This is a genomic window from Burkholderia sp. Bp9142, from assembly GCF_003853415.1.
In the GTDB taxonomy this organism is placed as follows: Bacteria; Pseudomonadota; Gammaproteobacteria; order Burkholderiales; family Burkholderiaceae; genus Burkholderia.
Genome location: NZ_QTPP01000006.1, coordinates 147,886 through 162,564, shown reverse-complemented (window position 1 = coordinate 162,564; position 14,679 = coordinate 147,886). Strand labels below are relative to the sequence as shown.

Below are 14,679 nucleotides of genomic sequence, written 5' to 3'. Positions count from 1 at the left end.
CGATGGCGAACGACCGGGTGATGGCCATCGTCGGCGCGGGCCATGCGGGCGGCCGCGCGGCGCAGGTGCTGCGCGAGGGCGGCTGGCGCGGGCGCATCGTGCTGATCGGCGCGGAGGCGCACCTGCCGTACGAGCGGCCGCCGTTGTCGAAGGGCGTGCTGACCGGCGAACGCAGCGCCGCGCAATGCGGGCTGCGCGATCCGGATGCGTGGCGCGCGGACGACATCGAGCCGATCGTCGCGACGGTCGAGCGGATCGATCCGGTTGCGCGCGAGGTGCATGTATCGGGCGGCCGTGGATTCGCCTACGACGCGCTATTGCTCGCGACCGGCGGCCGCGCGCGCCGTCTGGCGATTCCCGGCGCGGAACTCGACGGCGTATTCGCATTGCGCACGCTCGACGATGCGGCGGCGCTCGGCGCGCGGCTCGTGCCCGATGCGCGGGTCGTGCTGATCGGCGGCGGCTTCATCGGTCTCGAGGTCGCGGCGTCGGCGCGCTCGCGCGGCTGCCGCGTGAGCGTGCTCGATGCGGCGCCGCGTCTGCTCGGGCGCGCGGTGCCGGAGGCGATCGCGGCGCGCGTGCATGCGCTGCATGTGCAGCGCGGCGTCGCAATCGGCCTGGGCCGCCGGCCCGTCGCGATCGAGCGGACGCCGGACGGCGCGCTGGCCGTCGTGCTCGACGACGGCGACACGCTGATCGCCGATACGGTGGTCGCCGGCATCGGGATCGAGCCGGCCGACGAGCTGGCGCGCGACGCGGGCCTCGTCGTCGAGCGCGGGATCGTCGTGAACACACGGCTCGAGACGTCGGCGCGCGGCATCTATGCGGCCGGCGACGTCGCGGTGTTCCCGAGCGGATCGTCGGGGCGGCTCGTGCGTCAGGAAACCTGGCACGGCGCGGAAACGCAGGCGCGCGTCGCCGCACGCAACATGCTCGGCGCGGACGAACCGTATCGCGAGATGCCGTGGTTCTGGTCCGATCAATACGACGCGCAGCTGCAGGTGGCCGGCGAACCGGCGCTCGGCGAGCGGACGGTCGCGCGCGTGCTCGGCGACGACGCCGAGATCCATTTCCACTTCGATGCAGGCGAGCGGCTCGTCGCGGCGAGCGGCTTCGGCCGTGCGTCGGGATTCGTCAAGGAGATGCGCGTCGCGCGCATGCTGGTCGAGCGCGGGATCGGCGTGAGCCCGGCCGCGGTCGCGGATGCGGGTGTGAAGCTGAAGTCGCTGGTGTCGGCCGCGGGCGATCGCTAGCGGCAGCGTGCGGTGCCGGCGCGGCGGCGGCCGTGCGAAGCGGGAGGAGGGGGGCGATCGGAAGCGCGCGGCAGCGGCTGCCGCGCGCTCGAGCCCGAACGCGCGTGAAACCGCGATCAGGCCATCGCGTGCAGGCGCAGATACAGGCCGGCCGCCGCGGCGCCGCCGAGCAGCGGGCCGATCACCGGCACCCATGCATAGCGCCAGTCGCTGTCGCGTTTGCCGGGGATCGGCAGCAGCGCGTGCATCAGGCGCGGCGACAGGTCGCGCGCCGGGCTCATCGCATAGCCGGTCGGGCCACCGAGCGAGATGCCGATGCCGAGCACGAGCAGGCCGACGGGCAGCGCGTCGAGCGCGCCGAGGCCGACCTGCGGCGACGCGAGGTACAGCACGCCGAGGATCAGCACGAACGTGCAGATCGCTTCGGTCAGCACGTTGTGCGTGGTGCTGCGGATCGCGGGCGCCGTGCAGAACACCGCGAGCTTCAGGTCCGCGTCGACTTCCTTCGCGAAGTGCTGGCGATAGGCGAGCCACACGAGCAACGCACCTGCCATCCCGCCGAGCATCTGCGCGACGATGTAGCCGCCGACCTTCGCCCACGCGAACTTGCCCGCGAGCGCGAGGCTGATCGTGACGATCGGGTTCAGGTGCGCGCCGCTGAACGACGCGGTCACGTAGACGGCGACGAACACCGCCATCGCCCAGCCCATCACGATCACGATCAGGTCCGCGCCCTTGCCCTTGGTCTTCGCGAGCAGCACGTTGGCGACCGCGCCGTTGCCGAGCAGCACGAGGATGGCGGTGCCGATGAATTCCGCAATATAAGGTGACATGTTGTCTCTCGTAGATGACGGCGGACTCGCGCGTCGCGCGGTCCGCCGGTATTGTTGTATTTCGTCCGGATTTCTTGGGGTGACGACTGCGGTGGTTACTGTGCGTCGTCGGCCCACGCCTTGGCGGCGCGCACCGCGCGCTGCCAGCCGGCCATGCAGCGCTCGACCTGCTCCTTCTGCATCGACGGCGTGAAGCGGCGCTCGAGCTGCCACTGGCTGCGCACTTCGTCGAGGTTCTTCCAGTAGCCGATCGCGAGGCCCGCGAGGTAGGCCGCGCCGAGCGCGGTCGTCTCGGTGATCTGCGGACGCACCGCGTCGACGCCGAGCAGGTCGGCCTGGAACTGCATCAGCAGGTTGTTCGCGCTCGCGCCGCCGTCGACGCGCAGCTCGCCGATGCTGATCCCCGAGTCGGCTTCCATCGCGGCCAGCACGTCGAGCGACTGGTAGGCGATCGCGTCGAGCGCCGCGCGCGCGAGGTGCGCGGACGTCGTGCCGCGCGTGACGCCGAACACCGAACCGCGCGCCCGTGCATTCCAGTGCGGCGCGCCGAGGCCCGCGAACGCCGGCACGAGATAGACGCCGTCGGTATGCGGCACGCTCGCGGCGAGCGCTTCGATTTCGGCGGCCGTCTTGATGATGCCGAGGCCGTCGCGCAGCCACTGCACGACCGCGCCCGCGATGAAGATGCTGCCTTCGAGCGCGTACTGCACGTCGTCGCCGATCTGCCACGCGATCGTCGTGACGAGGTTGTTCTTCGACTCGATCGGCTTGTCGCCGGTGTTCATCATCAGGAAGCAGCCGGTGCCGTAGGTGTTCTTCACCATCCCCGACGTCGTGCACATCTGGCCGAACAGCGCCGCGTGCTGGTCGCCCGCGATGCCCGCGAGCGGGATCTTCGATGCGAACACCGTGGTTTTCGTGTGGCCGTAGATTTCCGACGACGCCTTCACGTCCGGCAGCATGCTGCGCGGGATGTCGAGCAGTTCGAGCAGCTCGCTGTCCCACTCGCGCGTGTGGATGTTGAACAGCATCGTGCGCGAAGCGTTCGTCACGTCGGTCACGTGCAGCTCGTGCTTCGTGAAGTTCCACACGAGCCAGCTGTCGACGGTGCCGAACGCGAGCTTGCCCTGGCGCGCCTTGTCGCGCGCGCCCGGCACGTTGTCGAGGATCCAGCGGATCTTGGTCGCGGAGAAGTACGAATCGATCGGCAGGCCGGTCTTCGCGCGCACCTTCGCCTCGAGGCCCTGCTTCTTCAGCGAATCGCAGAAGTCGGCGGTGCGGCGGTCCTGCCACACGATCGCGTTGTAGACGGGCTGGCCCGTCTCGCGATCCCAGACGATCGTCGTCTCGCGCTGGTTGGTGATGCCGATCGCGGCGATCGACGTGCCGTTCAGGCCGGTGCGCGTGACCGCTTCGGCGGCGACGCCGGCTTGCGTCGACCAGATTTCCTGCGGGTCGTGCTCGACCCAGCCGGGTTGCGGGTAGATCTGTTCGAATTCCTTCTGGGCGATCGAAACGATGTTGCCCTGGCGATCGAACAGCATTGCGCGGGAACTCGTGGTGCCCTGGTCAAGCGCGAGGATGTACTGATCCTGCATGTCTCTCATCTCCATCCGTGGATTGGCGTAGTTGTGATGCGCGCCGCATGTTACGCGGCACGTCGGTGAATCAACGTCGGTCAGGCAACTGCAACTGCAAACGGATCACGCGTGCGGCGCGTGCACGGCCGCGAACCACGCGTCGACCGCGGCCGTCACCGCGTCGAGCGTGCCTGGCGCGACGTGCAGGCCGAGCTTCGAGCGGCGCCACAGCACGTCCTGCGCGCAGGTCGCCCATTCGACGTCGCGCAGGTAGCGCAGTTCGGCGTCGTGGATGCCCGGCGCGATCTCGGTGCCGAGGTCGGCGAGCGACGTCGCGCCGTCGACCACGCGTTCCGCGCGCGTGCCATACGCCCGCGCATAGCGGCGCGCGAGCGCGGCGGGCAGCCACGGATGGCGCTTCGCGAACGCGTCGGCGAACACGTCGAACTTCGCGTTCGCGATGTCGCCGCCCGGCAGCGGCGCGCCGGCCGTCCAGGTGTTCGCGTCGCGGCCGAGCGCGCGGCACAGCAGGTCGCCGGCTTCTTCCGCGAGCTTGCGGAAGGTCGTGATCTTGCCGCCGAACACCGACAGCAGCGGGGCGCCCGCGCCGTCGTCCAGCTCGAGGCGGTAGTCGCGCGTGACGGCCGAGGCGTTCGCGGCGTTCTCGTCTTCCAGCAGCGGGCGCACGCCCGAATAGGTCCAGTGCACGTCGGCCGGCGAGATCTTGCGCTTGAAGTAGCGGTTGATCGAATCGCACAGGTACTGCGTCTCGTCGCGATCGATCGCGACCTTCGCGGGATCGTTTGTGTATTCGACGTCGGTCGTGCCGATCAGCGTGAAGTCGTGCTCGTACGGAATCGCGAAGATGATCCGCTTGTCCGGGTTCTGGAAGATGTATGCGTGATCGTGATCGAACAGGCGCCGCGTGACGATGTGGCTGCCCTTCACGAGCCGCACGCTGTGCTGCGCGCCGCGGCCGAGCGCGCCGTGCAGCACGTCGCCGACCCACGGGCCGGCCGCGTTCGCGACCGCGCGCGCGCGGACGACGCGGATCGAGCCGTCCGCGTGCTGCAGCCGCGCTTCCCATTCGCCGTCGTGGCGTTCGGCGGATACGAGCTTCGTGCGCGTGAGGATCTCGGCGCCGCGCTCCTTCGCATCGAGCGCGTTCAGCACGACGAGGCGCGCGTCGTCGACCCAGCCGTCCGAATACACGAAGCCGCGCTTGATCGAGTCGATCAGCGGCGTGCCGGCCGCATGGCGGCGCATGTCGATGCCGCGCGAGCCGGGCAGCAGTTCGCGTTTCGCGAGGTGATCGTAGAGGAACAGGCCGATGCGGATCAGCCAGGCCGGCCGCAGGTTCGGCATGTGCGGCATCACGAAGCGCAGCGGCCACATGATGTGCGGTGCCGCGCGCAGCAGCGTCTCGCGCTCCTGGAGTGCCTTGCGGACGAGCCCGAATTCGTTGTACTCGAGATAGCGCAGGCCGCCGTGAATCAGCTTCGTGCTGCACGACGACGTGTGCGACGCGAGGTCGTCCTGCTCGCAGAGCAGGACCGACAGGCCGCGGCCGGCCGCATCGCGCGCGATGCCCGCGCCGTTGATGCCGCCGCCGACGACGAGCAGATCGTAGCGATTCGGTTGGGTCACCTGCTGTCCTTATGTCTGATGGAAATGGGCGAACATGAAATGTTCGAATTCGAAATTTAACGAACGAAATCGAAAAAGTAAAGTTCGAATAAGCGGGGCCAGTAGCGCGCGGCGCGATCCCGGACGATACTGGCGGAATCGACCGTTTCGCGAGGTGAGTCATGCGTATTGGGATGTGGGCCGGCGCGTGCGCCGTCGTGCTGGCAGGGTGCGGCGCCGGCACGCCGCCGCTAGCCGGCAACTGGCGTGCGCCGTCGTTCGTCGACCTGCAGACGTCGTGCGGCGGCACCGCGCGCGACTGGGGCGCGGACGCGCAGCCGGTCTATTCGACGCTGTACGACGCGTACGTGGCGAAACGGTACCGCGGGCTCACGCAAGCGAACTATTGCACGTTCGTAAACGAACTTTCGACGCACTATGCGGCGCCCGACGCGGCAGGGCGTGCCGGCTGGGTCGCGTATTTCAACGGCGCACGCGCGCAGGCCGTCAGCTGGCGGGCCGCGGTCGATCCGACGCTGCGCGGCGGCTGACGCCGGAGCGCTGCGGGAGGCGGGAGAAGCGGAAGAAGCGGCACGGCCGGGAATCCGGCCGGCGCGCCCAGGTCAGGAACAGCGGGGACTTCAGGAATAGCGGCATTTGATGGATCGCAACGCGGCGTCGCCGGTTTCGGTCACGCAGTATTTGCGTCCCGATCCCAGTCCTTCCAGCCGCACGAGCTGCTGTTCGAGCAGCGCGTCGAGTTCATCGCGATCCATGTCGCCGTGATCGGGGGCGTCCTTCACAAGCAGTAGCGTGGCGAATTCATGCGGACTCAGCATCGTTCTCTCCATGGCAATCGGTTTGCCCGCGCAGCCGGCGCCAGCGCCGCTGCGCGATACCCCGCGGGGTATGGCTTGGGGGGAAAGCTGTATTGGCCGGCCTTGGAATTCGCACACGCCTTGGCACGGGCGGATCGTGCGAACGGGCCGGGGAACTGGAGTCTAGTCGAGCGCGCGCGCAACGACAAATCGTGCCCCGTTAATTTTCAGTTTGACAGGCACGGGCGCCGCAAGCGGTTCGGCCGGCGCGCCAACTTCTTGATTTCACTTGAAGTTTCAGGTGCGGTGCAGCATCGCAAGCGTTATTCCGCGACGTACACCTGGGTGCCCGCGGCGGCCACCGCGTCGGCCATCTCCGGCGGCAGCGGCTTGTCGGTGAAGAGCGCATGGACCTGGCTCAGGTGCCCCTGGCGCACCAGCGCCGGGCGGCCGACCTTCGAATGGTCGGCGACGAGGTAGACCGTGCGCGCATGCTGCATGATCGCCTCGGCCACGCGCACCTCGCGCGTGTCGAAGTCGCGCAGCGTGCCGTCGGCCTCGATCGCCGACGTGCCGATGATCGCGTAGTCGACCTTGAACTGGCGGATGAAGTCGATCGCGAGTTCGCCGACGATGCCCTTGTCCCACGGCCGCACGATGCCGCCCGTGATCAGCACCTCGCAGTCGGGGTAGCCGCTCATCATCGACGCGACGTTCAGGTTGTTCGTGATCACGTGCAGCCCGTGATGGCGGTTCAGCGCGCGCGCGACTTCCTCGGTCGTCGTGCCGAGGTTGATGAAGAGCGACGCCTGGTCGGGGATGTGCGACGCCGCCAGCGCGGCGATGCGCCGCTTCTCGTCGTGGAACATCCGCTGGCGCGCGGTGTACGACACGTTCTCGGAGCTGGTCGGCAGGCTCGCGCCGCCGTGGTAGCGGCGCAGCAGGTTCAGGTCGGCGAGCCAGTTCACGTCGCGGCGGATCGTCTGCGGCGTGACCGCGAAGTGCGCGGCGAGATCGTCGACGGTCACGAAGCCGTCGCGCTGCACCCATTCGAGCAATTCCTGCTGGCGCGCGTTGAGGGTGAGGCGGGGATCTCGGGTCATGGCTGGGCGGTCGGATCGTGAGGCGGAGCCGGTATTGTAAGGGCGGGAAGGGCGTTCGACCGGCCTGCGGCGTCGCACCACCCGGAATTCATGCGAAAAGTGCATGTATTCATGTGACAAATGAATTTGTGCGATCGCGCGGATCGCGCTGCAATGGCGGACTGTCCGCGCACGCCGATCGCGCGTCCGGCGCGTTCATTCAGCTTTCGACGAGGGGGACCCGATGACTGGCTTCAACTGGCACAACCCGTATCCGACGACCCGCATTCCGGTGTTCGCGCGCAACGTCGTGTCGACGTCGCACCCGCTCGCCGCGCAGGCCGGGCTGCGGATGCTGTGGAAGGGCGGCAATGCCGTCGATGCGGCGCTGGCCGCCGCGGCCGCGATCACGGTGGTCGAGCCCGTGTCGTGCGGGCTCGGCGGCGATGCATTCGCGCTCGTATGGGACGGCGAGCGGCTGTCCGGTCTGAATGCGTCGGGCGTCGCGCCGGCCGCGTGGAACCCGGACTACTTCCGCAAGCGCCACGGCGAGGACGCGCACGGCATCGCGAACAAGCCGACGCGCGGCTGGGACACCGTCACGGTGCCGGGCGTGATCGCGGGCTGGGAAGCGCTGCATGCGAAGTTCGGTTCGCTGCCGTTCGCGGACCTGCTCGAGCCGGCGATCGAGCTCGCCGAGCGCGGCTATGCGGTGCCGCCGATCGTCGCGCACAAGTGGGCGGCCGCGGTGCCCGAGCTGCAGGGGCTGCCGGGCTTCGCCGACACCTTCATGCCGCGCGGGCGCGCGCCGCTCGTCGGCGAACGCATGTGCCTGCCGGGCCACGCGCGGACGCTGCGCACGCTCGCGAAGGAAGGTGCGCGCGCATTCTACGAGGGCGCGCTCGCCGGGCAGCTCGCAGCGTTCGCGCGCGAAGGCGGCGGCGCGCTGACCGAAGCCGACCTGCGCGCGTACCGGCCGGAATGGGTCGAGCCGATCGGCAAGCGTTTCGGCCGCCATACGATTCACGAGATCCCGCCGAACGGGCAGGGTATCGCCGCGCTGATCGCGCTCGGGATCGCCGAGCAGGCGGGCGTGACTGAATGGCCCGTCGATTCGGTCGACTCGCAGCACCTGCAGATCGAGGCGATGAAGCTCGCGTTCGCGGACGTCTATCGCTACGTCGCCGATCCGCGCGCGATGGATCTGACGCCCGAACAGATGCTCGACGACGCGTATCTCGCGGAACGCGCGAAGCTGATCGACCGCACGCGCGCGACGCACTTCGCTGCCGGCCGGCCGCATTCGGGCGGCACGATCTACCTGTCGGCGGCGGACGAGCGCGGGATGATGGTGAGCTTCATCCAGTCGAACTACATGGGCTTCGGTTCGGGTCTCGTCGTGCCCGGTACGGGCATTGCGTTGCAGAACCGCGGGCACGGCTTCTCGATGGACCCTGCGTCGCCGAACGTTGTCGCGGGCGGCAAGCGGCCGTTCCATACGATCATTCCCGCGTTCGTTACCGAGGAAGTCAACGGCCGCACCGAGGCCGTGATGAGCTTCGGCGTGATGGGCGGCGACATGCAGCCGCAGGGCCACCTGCAGACCATCGTCCGGATGCTCGGCTACGGACAGCAGCCGCAGGCCGCCTGCGACGCGCCGCGCTGGAAGGTCAATCGCGACTTCACGCTCGACGTCGAGGCGACGATGAATCGCGAGACGGTCGGGGCGCTCGCCGCGCGCGGCCATACGATCCAGTCGATCGACGATCCCTACATGGATTTCGGTTCCGGGCAGTTCGTATGGCGCCTCGATCCCGACGATCCCGACCGCGGCTATGTGGCCGCGAGCGACAGCCGGCGCGACGGTCTCGCCGCCGGTTTCTGACGGATCGCTTCCAGTCTTGCGCTCGACGGGCGGCCGAACGGCCGCCCGTTTTCGTTCGAGGCGGCGCAGGCCGCCGTGCGCGCGCAACCGGTTCGAACAACTCATCTAATGAACCGCAACATGCGCAACGGAACTGCGCCTGTCAGGCATGGTCAGTGCCTGAAGCACGAACATAAAAGTCCGGCTAAGATGCCAGCATGGTTCTGGCCGGACCAAGTCACGATAAATGCAAGCAATACGTCGCCTGCGGGCGCCGCGCCCGTGCCGAAGGCATGGGCCGGACGGCCGCGCGACGACTGGGAGCGCACCACCATGCCTACTGAAACGACGCATGTCATGCCGTGGCGTATCGAGGACATCGACCTGAACCGGATCGATCGTCAGCGCGCCGCCGCGAACGAGGATCTGCTGCTGCTGCTGTGCGCGTCGTCGTTCATCGAAAGCGGCTCGGATCTCTACACGAGCAACCTGAGCGAGTTCTTCAACGACGATCCGGAAGTGTCCGCGTGGCTCAACAATGCATGGGAGCACGAGGAACTGCAGCACGGGCGCGCGCTGAAGGCGTACATCGCGCACGTGTGGCCCGAGTTCGACTGGGATACCGCGTTCGCGAATTTCTTCGCCGAGTATTCGAAGACCTGCTCGGTCGATGCGTTCGAGAAGACCCGCGCGCTCGAGATGGTCGCGCGCTGCGTCGTCGAGACGGGCACGGCCACGCTCTATCGCGCGATCAACGAATGCTCGGACGAGCCGGTGCTGAAGGAAATCACCGACAACATCCGCACGGACGAAGTGCGCCACTACAAGCACTTCTTCAAGTTCTTCAAGAAGTACAACAAGCTCGAAGGCAACGGCCGGCTCGCGGTGCTCGGCGCGCTGATGCGCCGCGTGATGGAAATCAAGAACGAGGATTCGGAGATCGCGCTGCGCCACGTGTTCGCGATCCGCTATCCGGATCGCGTCGGCGACAGCCAGTACAACCGCGAGCGTGCCGCGCGCATCAGCTCGCTCGTGCGGCGCAACCTGTCGGCCGACATGTGCGTGAAGATGCTGCTCAAGCCGCTCGACCTGCCCGCGAAAATCCAGCCGGGTGTCCACTATCCGCTGACGAAGATCACGCGGCACGTGTTCATGCGCTGAGCGTCACCGCGCGGCCCATTGCGCGTATGCTGCGGCATCGCCAGTCGCTTTCCACCGGGGCCGCCATCATGACCGATTCCCATCGCCACGCGCTCGAACAATGGACGTTCGACGCGTGGCCGCCGGCCGTCGTCGCGCTGTTCGACGGCACCGCGCTCGAACGCCATGCCGACTTCGCCGCATCGCTGCTCGTCGCGACCGACGATGGCCAGTTGCGCACGACGCTGCTCAGCGTCGGCGAGATCCTCGCGCGCGATGCGCACACGCTGCTGCTCGCGCTATGGCCGCAATCGCGCGCGGCGCGCGCGCTGGCGCACCGGCGTGCGGCCGCGTTGACGCTCGTCGCGGATGGCGCATTCTTTCAGGCACAACTGAGGATCGAGCCGCTCGCAGGAGACGTCGGCGGACTGGCCGGATTCGCTGCGACGATCGCGCACGGCGATGCGCAGCGGGTCGGCTATGCGCGTCTCGCGACAGGCGTCACGTTTGCGCTGGAAGGGCAGGCGCGCGCCGAGGTGCTCGCGCGCTGGCAACGCCAGGTCGAGCACCTGCGGCGCGCGGCCGCGCGGCTTCAGTGACCGCGCTGGCCGCTGCGCGACGAACGGTTGCGGTTCGCGTGCGCGGCATTGCCGTTCGCGGGGCGCGCGCCGTTGCCGCCTGACGGGCGAGCGCCGCCGCCGGCGTTGCCGGTCGCGCCGCCGGCCGTGCGCGGCTTGGCCGCCTTCGCGGCCTTCGGTTGCGCATTGCCGTCGCGCTTCGCGGCCGGCTGGCCTGAGCCGCCCGCACGCGGCTGGCGGTTGCCGCCGCCGCCACCGTTGCCGTTGCCGCCGCGCGGCTGCTGCCCGCGGCGCTGCTGGATCGGCTCCGGCTTCGCGGTCGGATCGGGTTCGAAGCCCGCGATCACTTCCTGCGGAATCTCGCGCTTGATCAGCCGCTCGATGTCGCGCAGCAACTGCTTCTCGTCGACGCACACGAGCGACACGGCTTCTCCGGTCGCGCCCGCGCGGCCCGTGCGGCCGATCCGGTGCACGTAATCTTCCGGCACGTTCGGCAGGTCGAAGTTGACGACGTGCGGCAGCTGGTCGATGTCGATCCCGCGTGCGGCGATGTCGGTCGCGACCAGCACCTGCAGCGTGCTGTTCTTGAACTCCGCGAGCGCGCGCGTGCGGGCCGACTGGCTCTTGTTGCCGTGGATCGCCATCGCGCTGATGCCGTCCTTCGTCAACTGTTCGGCAAGCCGGTTCGCGCCGTGCTTGGTGCGCGTGAACACGAGCACCTGGAACCAGTTGTGTTCGCGGATCAGGTGCGTGAGCAGTTCGCGCTTGCGATCGCGGTCGACCGGGTGGATCTTCTGCGCGACGCTTTCCGCGGTGGTGTTGCGGCGCGCCACTTCGATCAGCGCCGGCGAATCGAGCAGGCTGTCGGCGAGCGACTTGATCTCGTCGGAGAAGGTGGCAGAGAACAGCAGGTTCTGGCGCTGCGGCGGCAGCTTCGCGAGCACGCGCTTGATGTCGTGGATGAAGCCCATGTCGAGCATCCGGTCGGCTTCGTCGAGCACGAGGATGTCGAGCTCCGACAGGTCGATCGTCTTCTGCTGCATGTGGTCGAGCAGACGCCCCGGCGTCGCGACGACGATGTCGACGCCGCGCTTGAGCGCGTCGATCTGCGGATTGATGCTGACGCCGCCGAACATCACGGTCGAGCGCAGCTTCAGGTACTTGCTGTACGCGCGCACGCTTTCCTCGACCTGGGCGGCGAGTTCGCGCGTCGGTGTGAGGATCAGCGCGCGCACCGCGCGCTTCGCGCCGCGATGCTCGGCGTAGAACGTGTGCAGCCGCTGCAGGATCGGCAGCGTGAAGCCGGCGGTCTTGCCGGTGCCGGTCTGTGCGCCGGCGAGCAGGTCGCCGCCGCCGAGGACGGCGGGGATCGCCTGTTGCTGGATGGGCGTCGGCGACGTGTAGCCGAGCTCGTTGACCGCCTTGACGAGCGGTTCGGCCAAGCCGAGAGATTCGAAAGACATAGATACCACTCTGGAGTTTTATGATCAGCGACGCCTCGCGCGGCCCGCGCGGGGAACTGGCGTCGCAAAAAGCAAAGGGGCGCGGAACGCAGATCGCTCACCTGTTGCGGCGAGATCGGCGTACCGTTGTTGCCCCACGACATCCGGATATACGTGACGACTGCCGCGACTTCCTGGTTCGACAGCGACTGTGCGAACGGCGGCATCCCGTACGGACGCGGATTCTTGAACGTGCTCGGCGGATAGCCGCCATTCAGCACCATGCGGATCGGGTTGACTGCCGATTCCATCACGATCGAGTGGTTGCCTGCGAGCGGCGGATATGCCGGCGGCTTGCCCGCGCCGGTTTCGGCGTGGCAGGTCGCGCAGTTGTCCGCGTAGATCTTCTTGCCCTGGTCGAACAGCGCGTTGCCGAACTGCTTCGACGGCTCGTACTGCATGTTCTTCGGCGCTTCAGCCTTCTGCGGGATCGACTTCAGGTACGTCGACATCGCGCGCGTATCTTCGTCGCTCATGTACTGGAGGCTGTTGTGCACGACGTCGGCCATCGGGCCGAACACCGCGCCCTTGTTCGACACGCCGGCCTGCAGCAGGTCGGACAGCTCCTGCACGTGCCAGTCGCCGAGGCCGAGTTCCTTGTCGTTCGTCAGCGACGGCGCATACCAGTTCTGCAGCGGAATCAGGCCGCCCGCGAAGGCTGCCGAGCTCACCGGGCCGCCCATCATGTTGATCGACGTGTGGCACATCGAGCAGTGGCCGAGGCCTTCGACGAGGTACGCGCCGCGGTTCCATTCGACCGACTTGGTCGGATCCGGCTTGTACTCGCCTTCCTTGAAGAACAGCGTGCGCCAGCCGAGCAGCAGGTTGCGGTTGTTGAACGGGAACTTCAGTTCGTGCGGACGGCTCGGCACCGACACCGGCGGGACCGAACGCAGGTACGCGTAGATCGCGTCCGAATCGGCGCGCGTGACCTTCGTGTAGCTCGCGAACGGGAAGCCCGGGTAGAGCAGGCTGCCGTCCTTCGAACGGCCGGTATGCATCGCGCGGTAGAAGTCGTCCGACGTCCACTTGCCGATGCCGTCCTTGTCGTCCGGCGTGATGTTCGGCGTGTACATCGTGCCGAACGGCGTCGCCATCGGCAGGCCGCCCGCGAACGACTTGCCGCCGCGCACGGTGTGGCACGCGATACAGTCGCCGACGCGCGCGAGGTATTCGCCCTTCTTGATCAGCGCGGCCTGGTCGGCCGGCGTGGCCGCGACGGCGGCAGCGCCGTGCAGCGTGTCGTTGCCCGGCCACAGGACCGGCACGAGGGCGGCAGCCGCGACGATCGCGACAGCCGAGAGTGCAAACAGGGACTTGCGTTTCATTGTGTCTGTCTCCCTTGCCTTATTGCGGTTCGCTGCCGCAGGCGAGCGGAGTCTTCATCGAACGCGCCGGGGCCGGCACGGGGTTGGCGGGCGCCGGTTGCGCGGCGAGCCATGCGGTCACGGCCGTCACGTCTTCGTCCGACAGCTTCGACGCGATGTCGTGCATGCAATCAGGTGCCTTCGCGTGGCGGTTGCCCGAGCGCCATGCGCCGAGCTGTGCGCTCAGGTAATCGGCGTGCAGGCCGACGAGGCCCGGGATCGCCGGCTGCATGCCGGTCAGCCCTGCGCCGTGGCAGGCCACGCAGGCCGGCAGCTTGCGCGACGGATCGCCTTGCGTGACGAGCTGCTTGCCGCGCGCGAGCGTGGCGGCCGGCAGCGTCGGCTTGGCCGGCGTCGGGTACGGCGGACGCTCGGCCGAGAAGTGCTCGGCGATCTCTTTCAGGTAATCGTCGTTCAGGTACGTCAGCAGATAGTTCATCGGCGGGTACTTGCGACGGCCGTCACGGAAGTTGACGAGCTGGTTGTACAGGTACTCCGCCGGCTTGCCGGCAAGCCGCGGGAAATAGTCGTTGTCCGTGCCCTGGCCGTGGACGCCGTGACATGCGGTACAGCCGCGCACACGCTCGGCCATCGAATCGGGTGCCTTGAGCGGCGCCTGCTGGGCGTGCGCTTGCTCCGTGGGCTTGGTCTGCGCTTGGGCAGCGCTCATAAGGCCCGCGCCACCGATCAAGAGAACGGCAAGCAACGGACGGAAGAGGCGTCTTGAAGACACACGAGACTCCATGTTTATTCGTCGGGGACCTGTCCGGGCTACGATCGGCTCGGCGCATGGACGGCAGGACAGCCGGGCTGCTGCGACGCGGCATTCTATCATCGATGGGTAATGACGGCTATTTGGCAAAAGGACAGCGGTTCCTGTCTGTTTGCGACTTGCGACAATTTGACGCGCATTGCACTGCCGCAATGTGAACCGGCGTGCGTTTTCACCATCGAAGACCGTACACTCGCGGGTTGCGCGGCGCCGCCTCCGCCGCAGATCCAGTCATTTCTCCCGTTTCCGGATTCATCGATGACG

Annotated in this window: 12 protein-coding genes and 1 pseudogene; 5 read left to right on the top strand and 8 right to left on the bottom strand. The window is 68.0% G+C overall.

Annotation, left to right across the window (positions count from 1 at the left end; translation table 11 throughout):
- The first annotated feature begins 2 nt into the window (after positions 1–2).
- On the top strand, positions 3–1,253 hold the full coding sequence (locus tag DIE22_RS09350) for an NAD(P)/FAD-dependent oxidoreductase (protein WP_124499013.1): 1,251 nt from the start codon (positions 3–5) through the stop codon (positions 1,251–1,253).
- Positions 1,254–1,369: 116 nt separating this feature from the next.
- Here the strand turns inward: DIE22_RS09350 and DIE22_RS09345 are convergent, their stop codons facing one another.
- From DIE22_RS09345 to glpD, 3 genes are all read right to left on the bottom strand, one after another.
- Entirely contained in the window at positions 1,370–2,086 is a 717-nt protein-coding gene (locus DIE22_RS09345; RefSeq protein ID WP_124499014.1) for an MIP/aquaporin family protein, read from the bottom strand.
- Positions 2,087–2,181: 95 nt separating this feature from the next.
- Positions 2,182–3,684, bottom strand: coding sequence for a glycerol kinase GlpK (gene glpK / locus DIE22_RS09340; protein ID WP_185640579.1), 1,503 nt, complete (start codon positions 3,682–3,684; stop codon positions 2,182–2,184).
- A 105-nt stretch (positions 3,685–3,789) separates the two neighbouring features.
- A complete protein-coding gene (gene glpD / locus DIE22_RS09335) occupies positions 3,790–5,313 on the bottom strand; it encodes a glycerol-3-phosphate dehydrogenase (protein WP_124499016.1) in 1,524 nt (507 codons plus the stop codon).
- Between the two features lie 161 nt (positions 5,314–5,474).
- Between glpD and DIE22_RS09330 the strand changes: the two genes are divergently transcribed.
- Positions 5,475–5,843, top strand: a complete 369-nt coding sequence (locus DIE22_RS09330; protein WP_185640578.1) for a hypothetical protein — start codon at positions 5,475–5,477, stop codon at positions 5,841–5,843.
- 90 nt (positions 5,844–5,933) lie between these two features.
- On the opposite strand, the gene DIE22_RS09325 is transcribed toward DIE22_RS09330, so the two are convergent.
- Both DIE22_RS09325 and DIE22_RS09320 read right to left on the bottom strand, forming a co-directional pair.
- Positions 5,934–6,131 (bottom strand): hypothetical protein, encoded by a 198-nt coding sequence (locus tag DIE22_RS09325; RefSeq protein ID WP_044846784.1) that lies wholly within the window; start codon positions 6,129–6,131, stop codon positions 5,934–5,936.
- A gap of 302 nt (positions 6,132–6,433) precedes the next feature.
- A complete protein-coding gene (locus DIE22_RS09320) occupies positions 6,434–7,213 on the bottom strand; it encodes a DeoR/GlpR family DNA-binding transcription regulator (RefSeq protein WP_048025981.1) in 780 nt (259 codons plus the stop codon).
- A gap of 223 nt (positions 7,214–7,436) precedes the next feature.
- On the opposite strand from DIE22_RS09320, the gene DIE22_RS09315 reads away from it, so the two are divergent.
- The 3 genes from DIE22_RS09315 (at position 7,437) to DIE22_RS09305 (ending at position 10,795) form a co-directional block, all read left to right on the top strand.
- The gene (locus tag DIE22_RS09315) at positions 7,437–9,077 is read left to right on the top strand and encodes a gamma-glutamyltransferase family protein (RefSeq protein WP_124604927.1); all 1,641 of its coding nucleotides are present in this window, start codon (positions 7,437–7,439) and stop codon (positions 9,075–9,077) included.
- A 312-nt stretch (positions 9,078–9,389) separates the two neighbouring features.
- Positions 9,390–10,217 (top strand): ferritin-like domain-containing protein, encoded by an 828-nt coding sequence (locus DIE22_RS09310; protein WP_124499018.1) that lies wholly within the window; start codon positions 9,390–9,392, stop codon positions 10,215–10,217.
- Between the two features lie 68 nt (positions 10,218–10,285).
- Positions 10,286–10,795, top strand: coding sequence for a hypothetical protein (locus DIE22_RS09305; protein WP_124604926.1), 510 nt, complete (start codon positions 10,286–10,288; stop codon positions 10,793–10,795).
- Here DIE22_RS09305 and DIE22_RS09300 read toward each other — a convergent pair.
- From DIE22_RS09300 to DIE22_RS09290, 3 genes and pseudogenes are all read right to left on the bottom strand, one after another.
- Positions 10,789–12,237, bottom strand: coding sequence for a DEAD/DEAH box helicase (locus DIE22_RS09300; RefSeq protein WP_124604925.1), 1,449 nt, complete (start codon positions 12,235–12,237; stop codon positions 10,789–10,791). The genes DIE22_RS09305 and DIE22_RS09300 overlap by 7 nt on opposite strands.
- A gap of 74 nt (positions 12,238–12,311) precedes the next feature.
- Positions 12,312–13,604, bottom strand: a pseudogene (locus DIE22_RS09295) (c-type cytochrome); the annotation flags it as partial.
- Between the two features lie 19 nt (positions 13,605–13,623).
- A complete protein-coding gene (locus DIE22_RS09290) occupies positions 13,624–14,388 on the bottom strand; it encodes a c-type cytochrome (RefSeq protein ID WP_124499021.1) in 765 nt (254 codons plus the stop codon).
- Positions 14,389–14,679 lie beyond the last annotated feature (291 nt).

Bases quoted from the DNA above. Each gene is read 5' to 3' on its own strand.
- DIE22_RS09300 (WP_124604925.1), bottom strand. From the start codon at position 12,237: ATGTCTTTCGAATCTCTCGGCTTGGCCGAACCGCTCGTCAAGGCGGTC.
- glpK (WP_185640579.1), bottom strand. From the start codon at position 3,684: ATGCAGGATCAGTACATCCTCGCGCTTGACCAGGGCACCACGAGTTCC.
- DIE22_RS09320 (WP_048025981.1), bottom strand. From the start codon at position 7,213: ATGACCCGAGATCCCCGCCTCACCCTCAACGCGCGCCAGCAGGAATTG.
- DIE22_RS09330 (WP_185640578.1), top strand. From the start codon at position 5,475: ATGCGTATTGGGATGTGGGCCGGCGCGTGCGCCGTCGTGCTGGCAGGG.
- DIE22_RS09310 (WP_124499018.1), top strand. From the start codon at position 9,390: ATGCCTACTGAAACGACGCATGTCATGCCGTGGCGTATCGAGGACATC.
- DIE22_RS09345 (WP_124499014.1), bottom strand. From the start codon at position 2,086: ATGTCACCTTATATTGCGGAATTCATCGGCACCGCCATCCTCGTGCTG.
- DIE22_RS09325 (WP_044846784.1), bottom strand. From the start codon at position 6,131: ATGCTGAGTCCGCATGAATTCGCCACGCTACTGCTTGTGAAGGACGCC.
- DIE22_RS09350 (WP_124499013.1), top strand. From the start codon at position 3: ATGGCGAACGACCGGGTGATGGCCATCGTCGGCGCGGGCCATGCGGGC.
- DIE22_RS09315 (WP_124604927.1), top strand. From the start codon at position 7,437: ATGACTGGCTTCAACTGGCACAACCCGTATCCGACGACCCGCATTCCG.
- DIE22_RS09305 (WP_124604926.1), top strand. From the start codon at position 10,286: ATGACCGATTCCCATCGCCACGCGCTCGAACAATGGACGTTCGACGCG.
- DIE22_RS09290 (WP_124499021.1), bottom strand. From the start codon at position 14,388: ATGGAGTCTCGTGTGTCTTCAAGACGCCTCTTCCGTCCGTTGCTTGCC.